This window comes from Pseudomonas sp. PSB11 (assembly GCF_014596605.1).
Taxonomy (GTDB): domain Bacteria; phylum Pseudomonadota; class Gammaproteobacteria; order Pseudomonadales; family Pseudomonadaceae; genus Aquipseudomonas; species Aquipseudomonas umsongensis.
This window is the reverse complement of the sequence record NZ_NOIO01000011.1, coordinates 72112-91337: the sequence shown is the minus strand read 5'-3', so window position 1 is coordinate 91337 and position 19226 is coordinate 72112. Positions and strand designations below refer to the sequence as shown.

The window sequence follows — 19226 nt, the reverse complement described above, 5'->3', positions numbered from 1 at the left end:
AAAACAGCCGTCATGGCATTTACCCATCAAACGGCTGTTTATTTTCTGAATCAAGGCGTGTGGGTGTGTAACACCCGTCCGAGCTGACTGATTAACCAGGCCACGCTATCAGCGTTGCCAAGTTGTACCGCCAGCCGGACCAGTGAGTTTCTCTTGAAGGTCTCGCGAGCACCGCTCAGGTTTTCTGCGCCGGTCAACGCCAGGATATGCGCTTTGACCCGATCGGTATCTGCAAGAGTAGAACTTCCCGGATCTTCCCACTCGCCAGTGTCGGGATCCTGGGTCATGAACAGTTGTGTGTAGGGTGTCTTGATCGACAACGCGGTGTCCTGAACACTGGTCAAAGCATTTTTGAGCTGCCTGGCGGTCCCACTGGCAGTGCCGATCAGATCGGCGAAAGGTCTACCAGGATCCATGTAGGAAATGTCCTCGGAGTCACAAACGATGTGTGAAAGTTCATGCAGGAGAGTCGTCGCCCGTGCATGCGTACTGATCGGGAAGGCCTTGTCGGTAAGGTGTTGGCGGTAATGCTCGTAACTGGAGTCAAAGAACTTTTCTCCCAGGTAGATTTTCTTTTTTATGTCCTTCGGGACGACAAAACCGAATGTACTCTCGGCGCCTTCGATTACCCTGCCGACGACAAAACGATCGGACTTGGCCTTTCTGAGCGAAGGGTCCAACAAGGCGGCAAACATGTCGCCCACGACTTTTTCCAGCTTTTCCACATGTGCGGGCAGTACTTCTGGCACGTCGATGAAACGCTTGATGAGTTCGTGCACGGGGGTGGTCGTGTCGTTGGCGTTCTTCAGCAACTGCAGGTTTTGAAAACTGTTCCAGGCATAGCTCGTCGCCAGGTCCAGCGCTTCGTCGATTTGCCGGGCCTTTAGCGGGAAAAGGCGTCGTATTTGCGCCATTCCATGGGCGTCGATGTTCATGCCGTCCCAGGCCGCTGCCAGCGCATCCAGTCGGCGGATGAGGCCAAATTGCGGTGCGGGTGCAGCCCGGTCGAGCACCCATTGTTTCGATTCGTTTTGCCGTAGATAAGGGCCGAGCGCCTGTGTGCCAGCGATGCGCCAGCGGGTGCCGCGTTTGGCCACCGCAAATACCTTGCCTTCCACCGGCCCGTAAACTTGCCGGGTCGCCGGGTGCGCGTAGAGCCCGAGCGTTGAGTCGGGCTTGAGCGAAGCCAGGTCGACGTGCAGGCTTTCATGATGCTTCAGGCCAGTGCGTTCGGGGGCGGTAACCTTGATGTCTTGCCATTTGCAGGCGGCTTCAGGTTTTTCTTGCAGCGCATCGGTCGGCCTGGAAGTCGGCGGTGCGGGAATGTCCAGCGATTGGCGCAACGAAGCGAGTTGAGCAATGCCGCTGATGAACCTCTTGATGGCCGACGACCATTTATGCGTTTGCAGGTCTTCGGCGGATTGCTTGATGTCACGGTAGCTGGAGTACACCGTGACAGGGTAGGCGAGCTTGCCCATGAAAAACGAATAGGCCTCGTGCAGGTCTTCACCCAGAACGTGCTTGATGGTTGCCCATTCACCCTGCTTTCCGTCATCGGACTGACAACCGAGCAATCGGCTCAACAACGCGGCATTGTCATGGAACAATTGACCGAACAGGTGCCCCTTGATGGGGTTGGATGCCAGCGTGACGTCGGCTCTGGTATTGCCCGAGGCCACCGGCACGGCTCTTGTCGTCCGGTTGCTGGACGTTGCCATCCGCGTCTGCAGCAAGATCCGCTCGGGGTTCTCCAGGTTCATGAGTATCCAATCGAGCAATGGGCCGCGTGTCTTCAGTTCGGCCAACAACTGGGCTTCGCTTGCGTATTCCTTCATCCCGTGCTGAGGACTGTGAGGGGCCAACAGCACCTGCGGCGCTGTGTTATCTGCCGATGAACCGATCAGGTAGATGCCAGGCACCTTTACGGTTTGGCCGCTCCTGACACCGAGGAACTCCAAAGGCCGGATGATGGCGTGGGCACCTTCGACGGCGGCTCGGGCGATGGCGTCCGGCATGTCCATGACTTGGCGGACAAGGTCAAAACCGGTTTCGCTCAAGCGCTCCTGCAGTTTTTCTTCATGGGCGTAGTGCATCAGTTGCCAGGGCAGTTGCGTGTAGAAACGCTGCCGGCGAACCCTGTTTGCCTCGGTATCGGCGAGGGCTGCGCTGAGGATTTTCCGCTGATGCTCACCCGGTTTCAGATTGCGTATCAGGTCTTTGATGTAGCGTTCGTCGAAGCCTTGCGCAATGACCGTGGTGTCCAGGGGCGTCAGTTCGAGGCGGATGGTGTCGAGGTCCTTGAGGTGAGCCAACGCAAATTCGGTCAGCGTCTGCCTGCTGGATGCAGACCTGGGACCCGCGCTGATCTCGACCTGGACCTTGTCGGGGTCGATGTTGAAGTTGTCTGCCTTGAGTTGTTTTTCCAGTTCATGGTGGGCAGTGCGCTGCAATGAGCGGATGCCGGTGAGGTAATCCTGGTCGTCCTTTACGTTTTTCAGGTATTGCTCAAGCAGCTCGCCATGCAGGATCAGCTCATTGATCGACGCCTTGGCCAGCCAGGCTGGCAGTTTTTGCTGGGTGGTCAGGGACTGGGCGATGTCGGTCGCGCGACTGAGCCCGGTCATCGGCTCACGCAGGGCTACCAGATTCAACAGGTTGGCCAGCGGCGCGGGGGAGAGAGGGGTGGTCAGCGCACGGGTGACGAAGGCTTGGTCCAGATCAACGAAGGGCTTTTGCACATGTTCGAGGAAATGCCCATGAATCCGTTGCAGCGGCGCCAGCGTGTAGACTTTGCCGGGCGACCGCTCGCTGCGGCCGAGGTTTTCCAAGAGCATAAAACGATGATTTTCGTTTTCAAGGCGCCGTTCGAGCTCGTCCTTTAGTGGCGTCAGTGCCTTGAAGGCTTCAAATCCCAGTGCCGGCGTCCACAGAATGGCTTTGCCCGAGTGCACCGGATCCAGGCCACCCCGTTCAGTCAAGACAAAACAACTGGCCAGTTTCAGCGGGGTTGCAGTGGCTCCAGCCTTCAACGCCAGGGCAAAGACTTCCGGTAAAAAGCCGTTCAATGCTGCTCGCTGCCAGTGTATGGGCGTATCGAGCACGGTCTTGATGATCGCCCGTTCTGACGCACCCAGAGTGCGCGAGACGGTGCGCAGCTTCAGTTCACTGCGCAGGGCCGTTGACAGGGTATGGGTAAAACTCGATTGCAAACCCTCCAGTGACAGGTTGACCAGGCTTCGCGCATCGGTGAACGTGCGGGTCTGCGGGGGAATGGCCGGGTGTTTTTCAAGGAGTTGATCGAGCGCCTGTTCGACCGAATTGAGCAGCGACAGCTCCTGTTTGGCCGACTCGGCGCGCACGGTGGCCGGTCGCGCGTTAATGCCGCGGTCCGGCCGTGTGCTCCAGCGACCCTGGGCTTCAGCCAGCAGCAAGCGTTGATCGATCAACCCCCGAACGTCCAAGGCGTTGTCGAGCAAGGCATGAGGGTCCAGCATGCCTTCGCTTTCACGGTAACGGCTCAAGGCATGGCTGAGGTTTTGCCGCTGTTTATCCACGATGTCATGCATCAAGCGAGTAAACACCGAGCCGACGATGGGCTCACCAATGATCAGCCGTTCGTTCGGTTCCAGCCCCAGAAAGGTACTGCGTTCGTCCAATGACATGAAATTGAGCAACGTGTCTTCATGCCCCTCGCTTTCGAGCATCTGCTGGACGATTTTTTTCACCGCGGGCAGGTCGCTTGAGGCCTCGATGCCTCGGGACGGGCTGTACAGGAAACCCAACGAGTTGGCGCCGCCAATCATCAAGGTCGAGGCAAGTTCCGCAAAATGTTTGAAGGGGGCGGTGACCCGTACTTTTTCTATGCGAAGAGGGTCGGTCGAGGCGGGAGCGAGGCTGACAGTCAACAGTCGCTGGTATTGCTCTGTGGTCAATGTGCCCTGTTGACGCTGGTGTAACAGTCTCGCGTGAAAAGTGTCACGCAAGCACTCGGCGAAAAACGCCTGTCGCGACAAGCCATTGGCCATGGGCGTGTTCCAGAACGTCGCAAGCAGACTGTGCAGGTGCGGGGTGAGACTCTGCGCGATTTCTTTTATCGCGCTTTCCCAGGCATGGTTGTCGGCATCGCTGCTGATGACGTGCTCGGGGTGGGCAAACACCCTGGAGTCGCCCCTTGGCCACTGGTTCGTCAGGTAAAAAACCAGCAGCGCGTTGCTCAATGGCATCGAGGCAACCGTATGAGTCGTTTCGCCGTCATCAAACACAGAACCTGTACTGACAAAGCTTTTCAGCTGCGTCAGGCGCTGGTCGAGTTTGGGGAACGACTTGTACAGCGAGTGCTTGAGGGTGTCGTCCAGCATTGATTGCAAGGAGGGCATCTTGACCAATTCGTCGATCATCGCCTTGAGATTGTGTTCCTGCTGTTGCTTGAGCGTGAGTTCCTGATCTTCAAACACGGCACCGTCGATCTCGCGGGTGGAGATATCGAGTGCTGCGGCGGCGGCCATGCGTTGTTCGATGGAGAGGAAACGCAACAGTTCACGTTGTCCAGTGGCCTGCGCCAACCACGCGTTGAGTGTGCTTTTGAGGACGACCATGTCCGCGAATTTGATCAAGCCTTTCCACGGTGTGTAGAGCGTGACCTCGCCATTGCCGGGTCGGCTCATGGCAAAGCTGCCGGCCAATGGGATGTCGGCCTTGTCGGTCAAAGACAACAACAGATGGAAGACCTGCATCGGTTTTCCATGGCTTTTGCGGGCTGCCTGGGTCGGCAGGTAAACCGTCTTCAGCCAACTCAGATCGTCCAGGGTAAAGCCCAGCGCATTTTCCCGCTCGCCGGGTTCCCTGGCAGTGGACGCGCGCTCAGCCTCGTCAAAAAAATACGGTAATGCAGGTATTGTCATGATGCTTCCTTGTTGGACTGCGACACTGCTCGGCGCAGGTCATTGAATCAAGGGGTGACAATAGGGAGCGGGATCAGCTTGGGTGCGGTACATATTGCTTGCGCGAGAGACTTGACAGGACGCCAGTAAGAAAGCGCTTAATCGACATGTCGCCCGCCTCTAACAATAAAACTGGAGCTTCAGATGACCGCTTCGCCTGAAATGGCAGTCAGTTCGGCCAACTCAACCCTGGATTTTGATTCTCTCGTCCTGTTGCTCGAACGTATTTTCGTTCGGCATGGCACCTCCAATGAGGTCGCCAGGACACTGGCCCTCAACTGCGCCGGTGCCGAGCGCGACGGTGCCCACAGTCATGGCGTGTTCCGCATGCCCGGTTATGTGTCCACGCTCAAGAGCGGCTGGGTCAATGGCCAGGCCGTGCCTGTGGTCGAGGACGTGGCCTCGGGTTTTGTCCGGGTGGATGCCGGCAATGGTTTCGCCCAACCGGCGCTCGCCGCCGCACGCGCCTTGCTGGTGGAAAAGGCTCGCAGTGCCGGCATTGCGGTGTTGGCGATTCGTAACTCCCATCACTTCGCGGCGTTGTGGCCGGACGTCGAGCCGTTCGCCTATGAAGGGCTGGTGGCGTTGAGCGTGGTCAACAGCATGACCTGCGTGGTGCCGCACGGCGCCGATCGCCCACTGTTCGGCACCAACCCGATTGCCTTCGCCGCCCCGCGGGCAGACGGTGAGCCGATTGTCTTCGACCTCGCCACCAGCGCGATTGCCCATGGCGATGTGCAGATCGCCGCGCGCAAGGGCGAACGTTTGCCGCAGGGCATGGGCGTCGACAGCCTTGGCCAGCCGACCCAGGACCCGCAGGCAATTCTGGAGGGAGGCGCGTTGCTGCCGTTTGGTGGCCATAAAGGTTCGGCGCTGTCGATGATGGTGGAGCTCTTGGCGGCGGCGTTGACCGGCGGCAACTTCTCGTTCGAGTTCGACTGGAAGAACCACCCGGGGGCCAAGACTCCGTGGACCGGCCAACTGTTGATCGTGATCGATCCGGCCAAGGCGGCCGGGCAGAGCTTTGCCGAGCGCAGCCAGGAGTTGGTGCGGCAAATGCACGGTGTGGGGCTCAAGCGGTTACCGGGTGATCGGCGTCATCATCAGCGCGCCAAGTCCAATGCTGATGGAATTCAGTTGGATGCGGGTACGCTGGCGAATCTTCGGGAGTTGGCTGGCGCCTAGATATTTAAAAGTGGACCTGTGGGAGCGGGCTTGCCCGCTCCCACAAGGAATGCATTTCATTTTGAGGTTATTTGACGGCAGTGCTTACCGTCGTCCCAACAACAAGCCCACGACCAACCCAAAACCTGCGGAAATGGCCACGGTCTGCCATGGGTGCCCACCTATGTAGGTTTGTGTGGCTTCGACCGCCGGCAGGGTCCGAGAACGGACGCTGGTAACCGAGTCCCGTGCCTGTTGGAGTTTCTGGGAGATTTGTCCACGAAGCGTGTCCGCTTCTTCACCGACCAGTGACGCACTGCTCTTGAGCAGTTTTTCCGACTCTTCGATCAGCGACTGAAGTTCGCTGAAAGCCTGGTCCTTGATCTGGTCTTCGGCAGCTTGTGCGGCGGTTTTGCGGGCCATTGGGTGACTCCTTGCAGGTAATGGACAGTGAACAATGGAGTCTGCCGCGATAGAAAAAGTTGCAGTGACTTTGCGTGCGGACGCCATCCTGTAGAAAAATCCAGCGCAGGACATTTCTTCCTACAGTGTAAGATGTAGCCTATTTACGCAGCAGGTAATTTCCCATGAGTTTCAATCTGGCCGACAAACCCCTTGCCGAGCGCGCAGCGCTGGAAGACGAGAAATCCCGTCTGTTCGAACTCTGGCAAAACAACCTGGGCAAGGCCAAGGGCGAAGCCGCACGTCTGTTCGGTGAGCGCGCCAAGCGCAAGGGAAAATGGGCCGAGTGGGTGCGCGCCGAGCTGGATGGCATGTCGCCACCGGAGTTCTCGAACATGGTGCGAAGTGAAGTCAATCGGCTGATGGCGGCCAAATAATCGCTCGCGGCTGTTCCGATCTACTGTAGGAGCGAGCAAGCTCGCGATGGACGTCAACGATAACGAGGGCTTTGCGGGTGACCACGCTGTCCGGACGTTTTTCGCGAGCATGCTCGCTCCTACAGGAAGCTGGCGACAATCGCTTCACGCACCTTCATGACCAGGGGATCGAGCTGGGTGCTGGTGCGCCAGCCCAGTTCGATCGGGTAGCGCGGCAACGCCAGGGGGCAGGGCAGCAGTGCCAGGCCGCTGAGCGTGGCGATGCTTCGGGCGGCATGGGCCGGAATGGTCGCCACCGCCTGGCTGCCCTTGAGCAGATGCGGCAATGCGGCGAAATGCGTGGTCGAAGCGCATACCCGGCGGCTAAGGCCCAGTGCGGCCAATCCTTCGTCAGTGATCCCGATAAAACCACCCGATGACACCAGGATATGTTCACGGGTGACGAACTCTTCAAGCTCGATGGTTTGCTGTCCCGCGGCAAGACTCATCGGGTCGACCAGGCACAGGTAATCGCCTTCACCCAATACCTGGCGACTGAGCAACCGCTCGGCAAACCCGCCGGCCGTGATGGCCAGATCGATGCTGCGTTCCATCAAGGCGTGGGCGACGATCTGACTGTGGGTCTGGCGGAAGATCAGCCTCAGTTTCGGCGCGCAACGGGCGATTTCCTCGATCAAACGGCGTCCGTAGGCGATTTCGAAATCATCCGACATGCCCACTGTGACCGAGCGCCCTTCGTAGTGATGGGCCGCCGGGTCGACCATCGCCAGGCTTTGCCGGCATTTGTTCAGCGCGTCGCTGACCACCGGTTTCAACTGATTAGCCTTGAGCGTCGGCGCCAGACCGCGGCCGGTGCGCACAAACAACTGATCGCCATATAGCTCGCGCAGCCGGCGCAATGCCGCGCTTACCGCCGACTGCGTGACGCCCAGGCGCAACGCCGCGCGGCTGGCGCTGGACTCTTCGTGCAAGGCTTCGAAAACTTTGAGTAAGTTGAGGTCGACGGTGGCGATATTCATCAGGTTCATATCATTCAGCAGTAAACAGGGCTTTATTGATGATCCTTTAGCGCCTGAGAATGAGCAACACCCGATTCGAATGGAGTTACCGCAATGCCCAAGTCAACCGTTGCAGCGCTGCAAATCGGCGCTCTACCCGGCGGCAAGGCCGAGACCCTGGAGCAGATCCTCTCGTACGAAAACGCCATCCTTGAAGCCGGTGCGGCGTTGGTGGTCATGCCCGAAGCGTTGCTGGGTGGCTACCCGAAGGGCGAGGGATTCGGCACGCAACTGGGTTACCGGCTGCCGGAAGGCCGGGAAGCATTTGCCCGATATTTCGCCAACGCCATCGATGTGCCCGGCGCGGAAACCGAAGCGCTGGCCGGTCTGTCGGCGCGCACCGGGGCCAATCTGGTCATCGGTGTGATCGAGCGCGCCGGCAGCACCTTGTACTGCACCGCGCTGTACTTCGATCCGCAGGCTGGACTGGTCGCCAAACACCGAAAGCTGATGCCCACGGGCACCGAACGGCTGATCTGGGGCAAGGGTGATGGCTCGACCTTGCCGGTGCTCGACAGTCAGGCAGGGCGAATCGGCGCGGTGGTGTGCTGGGAAAACATGATGCCGCTGCTGCGCACCGCGATGTACGCCAAGGGCGTGGAGGTGTGGTGCGCACCCACGGTGGACGAGCGGGAGATGTGGCAGGTGAGCATGCGCCACATCGCCCATGAAGGGCGTTGCTTCGTGGTCAGCGCCTGTCAGGTCCAGGACTCACCGCAGGCTCTGGGCGTGGAGATCCCCCACTGGCCGGCGGACCGTCCGTTGATTGCCGGCGGCAGCGTGATCGTCGGGCCGATGGGGGACATACTCGCCGGGCCGCTGCGGGGCGGGCGCGGATTACTCACCGCCCAAATCGACACCGATGACCTGATCCGCGCGCGTTACGACTACGACGTCGTCGGTCATTACGCGCGCCCCGACGTGTTCGAGTTGACTGTGGATGAGCGTGCCAAACCCGGCGTCAGGTTCAACACTTGACCGGCACCTCCGGGTTTTCCATGACCTGGAGGATCGAGGCTTCCGGATCGAAATCGTCTTCTTCCAGCTCGATGAATTCCTCGGGCAGGAAGATGTTCAGCACGATAGCGCACAACGCGCCGACAGTAATCGGCGATTCGAAGATGTTATGCAGTGCCTTGGGTAGCTCGCGCAACACTTGCGGCACGGCCGCCACACCCAGGCCCATGCCGATGGAAATCGCCACGATCAACATGTTGCGTCGATGCAAACCGGCTTCGGCGAGGATCTTGATCCCGGCCACGGCGACGGTGCCGAACATCACCAGCTCAGCACCGCCGAGCACCGGCTTGGGCATCAGCTGCAGCACGGCGCCGATCATCGGGAACAGCCCCAGCAGCACCAACAGGCCGGCAATGAAAAACGCCACGTAGCGGCTGGCCACGCCGGTCAGCTGGATCACCCCGTTGTTCTGCGCGAAGGTCACCATCGGCATGCTGTTGAACACCGCTGCCATGGCTGAGTTGAGGCCGTCGGCGAGCAGCCCGGATTTGATTCGGCGAATGTAGACCGGGCCTTTGACCGGTTGACGGGAAATCATCGAGTTGGCGGTCAGGTCACCGGCCGCTTCCAGCGGCGACACCAGGAAAATTACCGCCACCGGGACAAACGCCACCCAGTCGAAGGCAAAGCCATACTTGAACGGTACCGGCACGCTCATCAGCGGCACGGCCGGCAAGCTGGCGAAATCGACGTGGCCCAGCATCCAGGCGACGGCGTAGCCGAGGGTCAGGCCGATGACAATCGCGCCCAGGCGCAGGAACGGCACGTCCACCCGGTTCAATATCACGATGGTGCCGAGCACCAGGGCTGCCAGGCCCAGGTGACTGGCCGCGCCGAGGTCGGGGGCGCCGAAGCCGCCAGCGATGTCGGTCATGGCGACCTTGATCAACGACAAGCCCATCAGGGTGATGATGGTGCCGGTCACGACCGGGGTGATCAGCATCCGCAGCTTGCCGATGAACTGGCTCAACACCACTTCGATGAAGGCGGCGAAGAAGCACACGCCGAAGATCGTCGAAAGGATTTCATCGGTGCCGCCGCCCCGGGCCTTGACCATGAAACCGGCACTGAGGATGACACTGATGAACGAGAAACTGGTGCCTTGCAGACACAACAGGCCCGAGCCCACCGGACCGAAGCGCCGCGCCTGGACGAAAGTGCCCAGGCCCGAGACGAACAGCGCCATGCTGATCAGGTAGGGGATTTCGCTTTGCAAGCCCAGGGCACTGCCCATGATCAGTGTCGGGGTAATGATCCCGACGAAGCTGGCGAGCACGTGCTGCAGCGCGGCGAACACCGTGGCGGTGAGGTGCGGGCGGTCGTCGAGGCCGTAAAGCAGGTCACTGTGGCGCGGGGTTTTTTCAGGGGAAGTCATGGTGGTTTATGTGCCGGGAGGCGGGGCCGGGTCAGAAAATGGAGGCGCAGGATGCCAGAAAGACTTTGAAACAGAAACTCGGGATTGTCCCAATCCCGTAGTGAGGGCATTCATCTGTGGTGGGTGGATTTATTGTGGCGAGGGGATAAATCCCCTCGCCACGGATACATACCCAAGGCACAGAGTGTTCAGGCAAACGCCGCGAGCAGGTCCTCTTCAAACGCCTTCTGCGCATCCCCGGGTACCTGCGCGCGATGGCGAGCAAGGTGAAACGCCACCTCGAAACTCAAGTCATCGCGACGTACTGGATGCAGCAAACCCTTGTCTTCCCAACTGCGGGCGAAATGACTGGGCAGATATCCCACATGCTTGCCAGACAGGATAAAGGCGAGGGTGCCTTCGACCTGCTCGGAGCGCGCCGAGCAGACCTTGCCTTGAAAGGGTTCGTCGCTGCGCAGGAAACGGTAGGGGTGATCGACCCGGTCGCATGCCTGGAGCGCCTGGTCATCCGGCGCCTCGTCGGTGAACAAGGGATGGCCAACGGCGCAATACAGGTGCTGGGTTTCGGTAAACAGCTCGCGGTAGTCAAACGCGCTCTGGATCTGCGAGAAATAGCCGATGGCCAGGTCCAGCCGCTGCTGCAACAGCAAGCGCTCCATCTCGCCGGGCATGGCGCTCATCAACTCGATGCGCACCGATTCGTCACGCTCGCGAAAGCGCCGGATCGCTTCGGCCACCCGCTGCAGCACCGATTGGTCGAGCGCTTCGGACAAGCCCAGGCGCACCTCGCCGATCAAGCGCCCGGCCACGCCATTGGATTGGTGACGAAACGCCTCGATGGACTGGAACAGGCTGCGCGTCGCGCTAAGCAATTGTTCGCCTTTGGGCGTGATCCGAAAGCCACCCTTGCCACGGCTGCACAAGCGATAGCCGAGACGGGTCTCCAGCCTGGCCATTTGCTGGCTGATGCTCGACTGGCTCAGGCCCAGTTCACCCTGGGCTGCGCTGAAGCCACCGCACTCGACCACGCTGACAAACAGGCGCAGCAATTGAAGGTCCAGGTCATGCAGTTGACCGAGCATTAAACATTACTCCGGGATAATGTCAGGTTAACAATCTTTATATTTTACCAATGTAATCGACGACGCATCCTGCATCCACTTCCCCCCGGTCAGGTGTTGGTCATGAATTGCCTATTCAAGCTGTGTGTTCCCGCGCTGTTCGTTGCCATGGCCACTGCGGCACAGGCCGAAGACAGAGTCGTCAATCTGTACAGTTGGGCCGATTACGTCGCGCCCGAAACCCTCCAGCGCTTTGAACAGGAAACCGGTATTCACGTGCGCTACGACACGTTTGATGCGCCGGAAGTGCTGGAAACCAAATTGCTCACCGGCGGCAGTGGCTATGACGTGGTGGTGCCGTCGTCCAGTGTCCTGGCCCGTGGCCTGGCGGCCGGTGCGTTGCAAGCCATTGCCCACGAAGGCTTGAAGGGCTACGCCAATCTGGACCCGGACTTGCTGGAGAAACTCGCCGCGGTCGATCCCGGCAATCAATTCGGCGTGCCTTACACCTGGGGCACGCTGGGGTTGGGGATGAATATCGAGGCGCTGCACAAACGCCTGCCGAACGTGCCGCTCAACAGCCTGGACCTGCTGTTCAAACCCGAGTACGCCAGCAAGCTCAAGGACTGCGGCATTGCGATCATCGACTCGCCGCAGGAAGTGATCGGCCTGGCATTGCATTACCTGGGCAAGGACCCCTACAGCACCGACAAGACAGATCTCGACGCGGCGCAAGCGCTGCTGCATCAACTACAGCCATCGGTGCTGTATGTCGCCAGCGGCCGGCAGATCAACGACCTGGCCAACGGCAGCGTCTGCCTGGCCCTGGCTTACAACGGTGACGCCAGCATGGCTGCCGATCAGGCGCGCAAGGCCAGCAAACCCTATGAAATCGCCTACCGGATTCCCAAGGAAGGCACCCTGGTTTGGCAGGACAACCTGGCGATCCCCAAGGACGCGCCACACCCGGAAGCCGCGCGCCAATTCATCGAATTCATGCTGCGCCCCGAGTCCGTCGCCGCGCTCACCAACACGCTGTTCTTCGCCACCGCCAACCGGGCCGCGACGCCGCTGGTCGACGAGGCGGTGCGCAGCGACCCGGACATATTTCCACCCGCCGACATCCGTCAGCGCCTGTACGCCGACCGCAGCATGAGCCTCAAGGACATGCGCCAGCGTACCCGCGTGTGGACCACTTTCCGTAGCCGCCAATAACAAGGATCCTTCAATGGACGTCCCCCTGCAGAACGATCAGGCCATCACCCGTGACAGCCTTTATGGAACCGCCGCCGAAAGCACCTACGCCGGCATCACCAGTTTCATGCGCCGACGCTACAGCCGCGACTTGCGCGGAGTCGACGTCGCGGTCAGCGGCGTGCCGTTCGACACCGCGACCAGCAACCGCCCCGGCGCCCGCTTCGGACCCCGCGGAATCCGCGCCGCGTCCACCGGGATTGCCTGGGAGCGCCACTGGCCGTGGACCTTCGACCCATTCGATCATCTGGCGGTGGTCGACTTCGGTGACTGCGACTTCGACTACGGTTCGCCGCAGTCGACCCCCGAACGTATCGAAGCCCACGCCGAGTACATCCTCGATGCGGGCAGTGCGATGCTGACTTTCGGCGGCGACCATTTCATCACCTATCCGCTGCTCAAGGCCCATGCGCGCAAGCATGGCGCGCTGTCGCTGATTCACTTCGACGCTCACAGCGATACCTGGCCGGACGAAGAGGGCAAGCGCATCGACCACGGCACCATGTTCTGGCATGCGGCCAGGGAAGGGCTGGTCGATCCGTCACGTTCGGTGCAGATCGGCTTGCGCACCACCAACGACGATCCCCAGGGGTTTGCGGTGCTGGATGCGCGGCAGGTGCACCGGCGTGGCGTCGATGCGATCGTCGAAGCCATTCGTGCAAGGGTCGGTGACAACCCGGTGTACCTGACGTTCGACATCGACTGTCTCGATCCGGCGTTCGCACCCGGCACCGGCACCCCGGTGTGTGGCGGCTTGAGCACCGTGCAGGCGCTGGAAATCCTCGGCGGCTTGCGCGGGATCAACCTGGTGGGCATGGATGTGGTGGAGGTGGCGCCGGCCTATGACAATGCGGACATCACCTCATTGGCGGCGGCGACGCTGGCGATGGAGATGCTGTGCCTGTATGCGGCGAAACATAAAGTCGACCGATAACGCCCACCCCCTGCAGGAGCAAGCCTGCTCGCGATAGAGGCCAACGATGACGCGGAAACCTGACGCCCCGCCGTGCCCTCCGTTTTTTTCGCGAGCAGGCTCGCTCCTGCAGTTGATCGGGGGCTGGCCTCCGGGATTTTGCACAGATCCAGGGATACGCCACTGCTGAAGCCGTGAACGTCCTTGACCACACACATGGGAACGGTCAGAAATTTTACAGAAGAGGTGGTCGACGGGTGGCATACTGCCGCGCATGAAAGTCGACTCTCCCCTCAGTGCCTGGCAGCACGCGATCGAACAGAAGGGTTTCGTCCAGGACGAAGCCCAGGAACATGCCGTCTGGGCCCTGCAAAAGTGCCATGAAGCGCTCCATGAAGGCCGCAGGCCGATGATGGGCGTGTACCTCTGGGGCCCGGTCGGGCGTGGCAAGACCTGGTTGATGGACCAGTTCTACCAGACCCTGCGGGTGCCGGCCCGGCGTCAGCATTTTCACCATTTCATGGGTTGGGTGCACCAGCGTTCATTCCAGCTGACCGGTACCGCCGACCCATTGAAGGCCCTGGCCCGCGAACTCAGCGAAGAAGTGCGCGTACTGTGTTTTGACGAGTTATTCGTCAATGACATCGGCGACGCGATCATCCTCGGGCGCCTGTTCCAGGTTATGTTTGAACAGGGCGTGGTGGTGGTCTGCACCTCCAACCTGCCACCGGACCAGTTGTACGCCGACGGTTTCAACCGCGATCGCTTCACGCCGGCCATCGCCGCGATCAAGCAGCACATGCAAGTGATCGCGGTGGACGGCGGCGAAGACCATCGCCTGCATCCGGGGCAGGGCTTGCAACGTTACTGGGTGGCGGCGCCCGGACAGCCCAGTGCATTGGCAGACGTATTCAAGGTGCTGACCCTGGGCCAAGCGGTTTCGAGCGCGCCGATCAAGGTCGGCTACCGTTCGCTGGAAGTGGTGCAGGCCAGCCAGAGCGTGCTTTGGTGCCGTTATGCCGACCTCTGCGAGCAGCCCTTTGCCGCGATGGATTTCATGACCCTGTGCGACACCTTCAGCGCTATTCTTCTAGGTGACGTGCCCAACCTCAGCGCGCAAAAGCGCGCCGGGCGCATTGCCCGGGGCACTGAGGACGGGGTCGAGCGCGTGGTGGCAGGCGACCGAGAATTGCCGCAGTTGTCGGTGCATGACGATGGTGTACGGCGTTTCATCGCGCTGGTGGACGAGTGTTACGACCGTAAAGTGCCGCTGTACCTCGAAGCCCAGGTGCCCATGGACGCGCTTTACACTGAGGGCTACCTGGAATTTCCCTTCCGCCGCACCCTCAGTCGCCTGCAGGAAATGCAGCTGCAACGTTTTGCCGAGGCGTGAATTCCAGGAGGCGTGAACATGAATCAACCTCTGTCCCACCATTTGTTGACCATGGCCTATCAGAATGCCTGGGCCAATCACCGGCTGGCCAAGGCCTGGTGTCAGTTGAGCCAGGAGGCGTTGACGGCCCCCCGGGTCAGCTTCTTTCCCAGTCTCAGCGCAACCCTCAACCACATCCTGACCTGCGATTGGTTCTATGTGGATGCCCTTGAGCGCGAGTTGCGCGGTGACGACCCCCATCCTGATTGCTACGTGTTCTTCAAGGACGACGTGCCCTTTACCCAGGCCGGCGACCTCAAGCGCGAACAGGCGCAGGTCGACCGGCGATTGATCGCCTACTGCGAACAAATGCGCGACGCCGACCTCGGCAAGATCGTGACCATCGCCCGGGACACACCGCAATACGACAGCCGCCTGCGCCTGCTGTCGCATCTTTTCGAGCATCAGATTCATCATCGCGGGCAGGTGCACGCGATGCTCAGTGGGACTTCGGTCGAGCCGCCGCAGCTGGACGAGTTTTTCTGCGCCGGCGAGTCGCACCTGCGGGCTGAGGATTTTGCCGAGCTGGGATGGACCGAAGCGCTGATCTGGGGGCATTGATATCAAAAGATTGCAACACGCAGGACGCTCAGGATAGGGTCGTAGTCCGATGCTTACGTATCGGGACTACTTCATGTGATCGAGGATGGAAATGGATTCCGCAGAAATTCTTGTACTTCAAGCCAGTTATACCAATCCGATACATGCCGAGGCGATATGCCTGGTATTGAACAGCTACGCCGAAGATCCAATGGGGGGTGGTCACTCCCTGCCCGCCACAGTGCTGGATCATCTTCCGGCTGAATTGGCCAAGCGTCCCCATGCGTTCAGCGTGCTGGCCTTCGTGGGTGGCGAGCCGGCCGGGTTGATCAATTGCTTTGAAGGGTTTTCGACCTTTGCCTGTCGGCCATTGGTCAACGTGCACGACGTGGCGGTGGTGCCGAAGTTTCGCGGCTTGGGTCTGAGCCAGCGGATGCTGCACAAGGTCGAGGACATCGCCCGCCAGCGCGGCTGCTGCAAAATCACCCTTGAGGTGCTGGAAGGCAATGGGCCGGCGCAGGGTTCCTACACCAAGTTCGGCTTCGCCCCGGGAGAGTTCGATCCGGCGCACGGGCGCATGATGTTCTGGATCAAGCCGCTTTAATCCCCCTGTGTAGGAGCGAGCATGCTCGCGATGGACTCAAGGACAACGAGGGGTATTTGGTGCCCCGCGTCATCGTTGACCACCATCGCGAGCATGCTCGCTCCTACAGAAAGACAGACAGGCAGAAGTCGATTATTTCGGCCTATAGGACTCGGTCATTTGCGCAGTTTGATCGTCCGGCACTCGCAGTTCCTTCGCCTGGCCTGGCGTGATGTTGCCCAGCGCCACCTGCTGGTTGTAGTGCAAGGTCTCGTAGTAGTAGCGCATGCGTTCGGCGCCGCCTTCGGCAAAGGCGCTGGCGGAGCCTAACGTCATCAGGACTGCGAGGATCAACGTGGATCTTTTCATGGTGTGCCTCCCACTTACAGATGTCGGATGCCTTTCGTCCATGAGTCAATGAATCAAAGTCGAACGCTCATTATCCGCCGATTCCGTTAAATGGGAATTAACATCGCCTAGAGTGTCCAGTCCAGGCTCAGGGTCACCGTGCGCGGATCGCCCCAATACACACCGTTATAAAACCCGACGTTGTCGTAGTACTTCTTGTCGAACAGGTTGTTGACGTTCAACGAGGCCGACAGGTGCCGGTCTCGAATGCGTAGCGCGACATCAGGTTGACCACGGTGTAGGCCTCCTGCTGGATGTTCGTGCGCTTGGTGATGATGCTGTTGTCAAAGACGAAGGAGGGTGGAGGGATTTAGAGGTAAACGAGAATTAGTATTATTTTCGTGTTGTTGGGTATGCATAAACCTCCCTGTAGGAGCGAGCATGCTCGCTCCTACAGGTACAGGTACAGGTTATTGCTGCGCAACTGCGGCCTTGGGCTTGATCAGGCTGAAATCGATCAATGGCCGCTGTTGCTGCTCGTAAGGATTGCCGATCAGCAAGGGGCGCGCCTTGAAGCTGTCGCTGACCACGCTCTTGCTGCGATCGAGTTCATCGAAACTCAACCCCGCCAGGTCTGCCCAGGTATGGATCAGGTGCGAGCTGCTGTACGGACGCCCCAGGTCAGCGGCAAAGTTCCAGTCGTGGGTTTCGCGCCATTTTGGCGAGGCCCAGGCCATGAACGGGATGGTGTACATCGGCGCCGTCGGCTTGCTCTCGTTGCGCCCGAGGGTGCCATGGCCAGGGGAGTCGAACACGTCTTCACCGTGGTCGGAGAGGTAGAGCAGGAAGCCGTTCGGGTCAGACTTGGCGAAGTCCTTGATCAGGCTCGACACCACGAAGTCGTTGTACCGCACGGCGTTGTCGTAGCTGTTATAGGTGGGCAGTTGATCGTCCCGCACGCCGGCCGGAACACCGTTGCGATCCTTGAACGTGTCGAAGGTCGCAGGGTAGCGGTACTGATAGCTCATGTGCGTGCCAAGCAAATGCACCACGATCAGCTTGCGCGGTGCCGCGTCGGCCAGGGCTTTGTTGAACGGCTCGATCACGTCGCCATCGTACTGGGCGGCATTCTGGTTGCGATTGTTGTTCAGGTACACCTGTTCGTCGGCCTGCTCGGAGAAGGTCGTGAGCATGGTGTTGCGCTTGGTCATGGTCTGCTGGTTGGTGATCCAGAACGTCTTGTAGCCAGCCTGTTTCATCATGGCAACCAATGACGGCGTGGACAGGTACAGCTCAGGGTTTTCTTCGTCAGCGAAAGTCAGAACCTGCTGCAACGCCTCGATGGTGTAGGGGCGCGGTGTGATGACGTTATCGAAGACCGCCAGTTGGTCCTTGAGCTTGTCCAGTTCCGGAGTGGTTTGCCGAGGGTAGCCGTACAGGCTCATGCGTTGACGGTTGGTGGATTCGCCAATCACCAACACGAGGGTGGCGGGCTGGTTGGCCGTGGAATCCTTGAAGTTGTGCAGTGGCGCGGCCTTGCTCGCGCTGTGCAGCATCTGCTGCATGCTGGCCAGGGTATCGAGGTAGCGGTGATAGGCCACGGCCATCTGCCATGGCACAGCCGGCTCGACGCGGGTTTCGAACTTCTCGAAGCCCTCGGCGAAGCTGCCGGTACGCATCGTTTGCTTGACCAGTGGATAACCGACCACGCCGACCAGTATGGCGGTAGCCACCACCAGGGCCTTGGCGCGAGGCAGGTACACCGGGCGCAGGCGTGTCCACAGGAAATAGCCGACCGCGGTGTGCGCGAGGAAGGCTGGAACCATCCACCAGGCAAAATACTGGGTCATGTACTCGCCAGCTTCGGACACGTTCGACTCGAACATGATGAAGATGACGCTTTGGGAGAATTCCTGCTGATAGATGAAGAAGTAACCGAGGCTGGCCATCGAGCACGCCCACAACACCACGCCGATGACCGCGGCCATCACTCGGGTTTGCCTTGGGAACAACAGCATCGGCGCCAACCAGATGGCACTCATCACGAACGCCTGGCGAAACCCGGTGAAACCGGAGGTGCCGGTCAGCTGGATCAACAGTTGGGTGATGCCGGAAAAATACCAGAAGAACAGGAACAGCCAGAGAAACCCTGCCCAATCGAAACCTTCCGCAGACGAATCGCTGCGTTTAAACCAAGTCATTCAACGCTCCAGCCAGTAGTCACTCGTACCGCCAGGCCACGCAAGCACCGAGAACGGCGGCCGCGCACAGGCCAGGCGGCGCACAATGCGCCGGAGTATCAACAGGCGAATGTGAAAATTTTGTGAGTTATTGCCGTCAAAGGGGATGCGGCGCGCCGGAAGCAGTGCGGTACTACTTCCGACAAAGGCGAGGAGATCAGGCGTGGGGTGCCCGCTGGGGCAATGGCATGGGCTGTTGGCCCTGGATCAGCAAGCGCAGTTGCGCCAGCTCCTGTTTCAACTGGTCACGCTCGTCTTTCAACTGACGCAATTCATCGCGACGGATAGTGACGTAAAGGGTTTGTGCTGGCAGTGCGGTGTGTACTGTGCCCATTGCTCACCTCGCAAATGGCGTGTTTCAACTGTAGGTTGGCCGCCGAAATCGGTGGCTCATCTACTATCGGCGCCAATTTTGATTTCTTTTGCCCCTGAAGGGAACTTTTTTATTTTTCATGGTCG

At 59.9% G+C, this 19226-nt stretch carries 16 protein-coding genes and 1 pseudogene; 8 read left to right on the top strand and 9 right to left on the bottom strand.

The genetic code is table 11. The features are described 5' to 3' along the window. Nucleotides 1–50: 50 nt before the first annotated feature. Nucleotides 51–4901, bottom strand: coding sequence for a dermonecrotic toxin domain-containing protein (locus tag CGA21_RS15180; RefSeq protein ID WP_188264510.1), 4851 nt, complete (start codon nt 4899–4901; stop codon nt 51–53). A 183-nt stretch (nt 4902–5084) separates the two neighbouring features. Between CGA21_RS15180 and CGA21_RS15175 the strand changes: the two genes are divergently transcribed. After that, nucleotides 5085–6125 carry an Ldh family oxidoreductase gene (locus CGA21_RS15175; protein ID WP_110747580.1) on the top strand — a complete coding sequence of 347 codons (1041 nt, stop codon included), beginning with the start codon at nt 5085–5087 and terminating at the stop codon, nt 6123–6125. 84 nt (nt 6126–6209) lie between these two features. On the opposite strand, the gene CGA21_RS15170 is transcribed toward CGA21_RS15175, so the two are convergent. Continuing rightward, nucleotides 6210–6527: a YqjD family protein gene (locus CGA21_RS15170; protein WP_110747577.1), complete on the bottom strand. Its 318-nt coding sequence runs from the start codon at nt 6525–6527 to the stop codon at nt 6210–6212. 164 nt (nt 6528–6691) lie between these two features. On the opposite strand from CGA21_RS15170, the gene CGA21_RS15165 reads away from it, so the two are divergent. Next, nucleotides 6692–6943: a hypothetical protein gene (locus CGA21_RS15165; protein WP_008061409.1), complete on the top strand. Its 252-nt coding sequence runs from the start codon at nt 6692–6694 to the stop codon at nt 6941–6943. A gap of 119 nt (nt 6944–7062) precedes the next feature. On the opposite strand, the gene CGA21_RS15160 is transcribed toward CGA21_RS15165, so the two are convergent. Then, nucleotides 7063–7971, bottom strand: a complete 909-nt coding sequence (locus CGA21_RS15160) for a LysR family transcriptional regulator (protein WP_188264509.1) — start codon at nt 7969–7971, stop codon at nt 7063–7065. Between the two features lie 84 nt (nt 7972–8055). Here CGA21_RS15160 and CGA21_RS15155 point away from each other — a divergent pair, with 84 nt between their 5' ends. Then, entirely contained in the window at nt 8056–8979 is a 924-nt protein-coding gene (locus CGA21_RS15155; RefSeq protein ID WP_188264508.1) for a carbon-nitrogen hydrolase family protein, read from the top strand. Here the strand turns inward: CGA21_RS15155 and CGA21_RS15150 are convergent. Continuing rightward, nucleotides 8969–10396, bottom strand: a complete 1428-nt coding sequence (locus tag CGA21_RS15150) for a nucleobase:cation symporter-2 family protein (protein ID WP_110747569.1) — start codon at nt 10394–10396, stop codon at nt 8969–8971. The two genes, CGA21_RS15155 and CGA21_RS15150, sit on opposite strands and share 11 nt — an antisense overlap. A gap of 188 nt (nt 10397–10584) precedes the next feature. Continuing rightward, nucleotides 10585–11478 carry a LysR family transcriptional regulator gene (locus CGA21_RS15145; RefSeq protein ID WP_110747566.1) on the bottom strand — a complete coding sequence of 298 codons (894 nt, stop codon included), beginning with the start codon at nt 11476–11478 and terminating at the stop codon, nt 10585–10587. Nucleotides 11479–11580: 102 nt separating this feature from the next. Here CGA21_RS15145 and CGA21_RS15140 point away from each other — a divergent pair, with 102 nt between their 5' ends. The 5 genes from CGA21_RS15140 (at nt 11581) to CGA21_RS15120 (ending at nt 16200) form a co-directional block, all read left to right on the top strand. Then, nucleotides 11581–12672: a polyamine ABC transporter substrate-binding protein gene (locus CGA21_RS15140; RefSeq protein ID WP_188264507.1), complete on the top strand. Its 1092-nt coding sequence runs from the start codon at nt 11581–11583 to the stop codon at nt 12670–12672. A gap of 13 nt (nt 12673–12685) precedes the next feature. Beyond that, the gene (gene speB / locus CGA21_RS15135) at nt 12686–13645 is read left to right on the top strand and encodes an agmatinase (protein ID WP_110747561.1); all 960 of its coding nucleotides are present in this window, start codon (nt 12686–12688) and stop codon (nt 13643–13645) included. 253 nt (nt 13646–13898) lie between these two features. After that, the gene (gene zapE / locus CGA21_RS15130) at nt 13899–15017 is read left to right on the top strand and encodes a cell division protein ZapE (RefSeq protein ID WP_188264506.1); all 1119 of its coding nucleotides are present in this window, start codon (nt 13899–13901) and stop codon (nt 15015–15017) included. 18 nt (nt 15018–15035) lie between these two features. Next, nucleotides 15036–15617, top strand: coding sequence for a DinB family protein (locus tag CGA21_RS15125; protein WP_110747556.1), 582 nt, complete (start codon nt 15036–15038; stop codon nt 15615–15617). A 91-nt stretch (nt 15618–15708) separates the two neighbouring features. Further along, nucleotides 15709–16200, top strand: a complete 492-nt coding sequence (locus tag CGA21_RS15120; protein WP_188264505.1) for a GNAT family N-acetyltransferase — start codon at nt 15709–15711, stop codon at nt 16198–16200. A gap of 132 nt (nt 16201–16332) precedes the next feature. Here CGA21_RS15120 and CGA21_RS15115 read toward each other — a convergent pair whose 3' ends face one another. The 4 genes and pseudogenes from CGA21_RS15115 to CGA21_RS15100 form a co-directional block, all read right to left on the bottom strand. Beyond that, complete coding sequence (locus tag CGA21_RS15115) at nt 16333–16548, bottom strand: hypothetical protein (RefSeq protein ID WP_020797165.1); 216 nt, start codon at nt 16546–16548, stop codon at nt 16333–16335. Between the two features lie 107 nt (nt 16549–16655). Beyond that, a pseudogene (locus CGA21_RS15110) lies at nt 16656–16864 on the bottom strand (hypothetical protein); the annotation flags it as partial. A 133-nt stretch (nt 16865–16997) separates the two neighbouring features. Beyond that, complete coding sequence (locus CGA21_RS15105) at nt 16998–18728, bottom strand: phosphoethanolamine transferase CptA (RefSeq protein ID WP_188264504.1); 1731 nt, start codon at nt 18726–18728, stop codon at nt 16998–17000. Between the two features lie 196 nt (nt 18729–18924). Continuing rightward, entirely contained in the window at nt 18925–19101 is a 177-nt protein-coding gene (locus CGA21_RS15100; protein WP_177411564.1) for a DUF6026 family protein, read from the bottom strand. Nucleotides 19102–19226 lie beyond the last annotated feature (125 nt).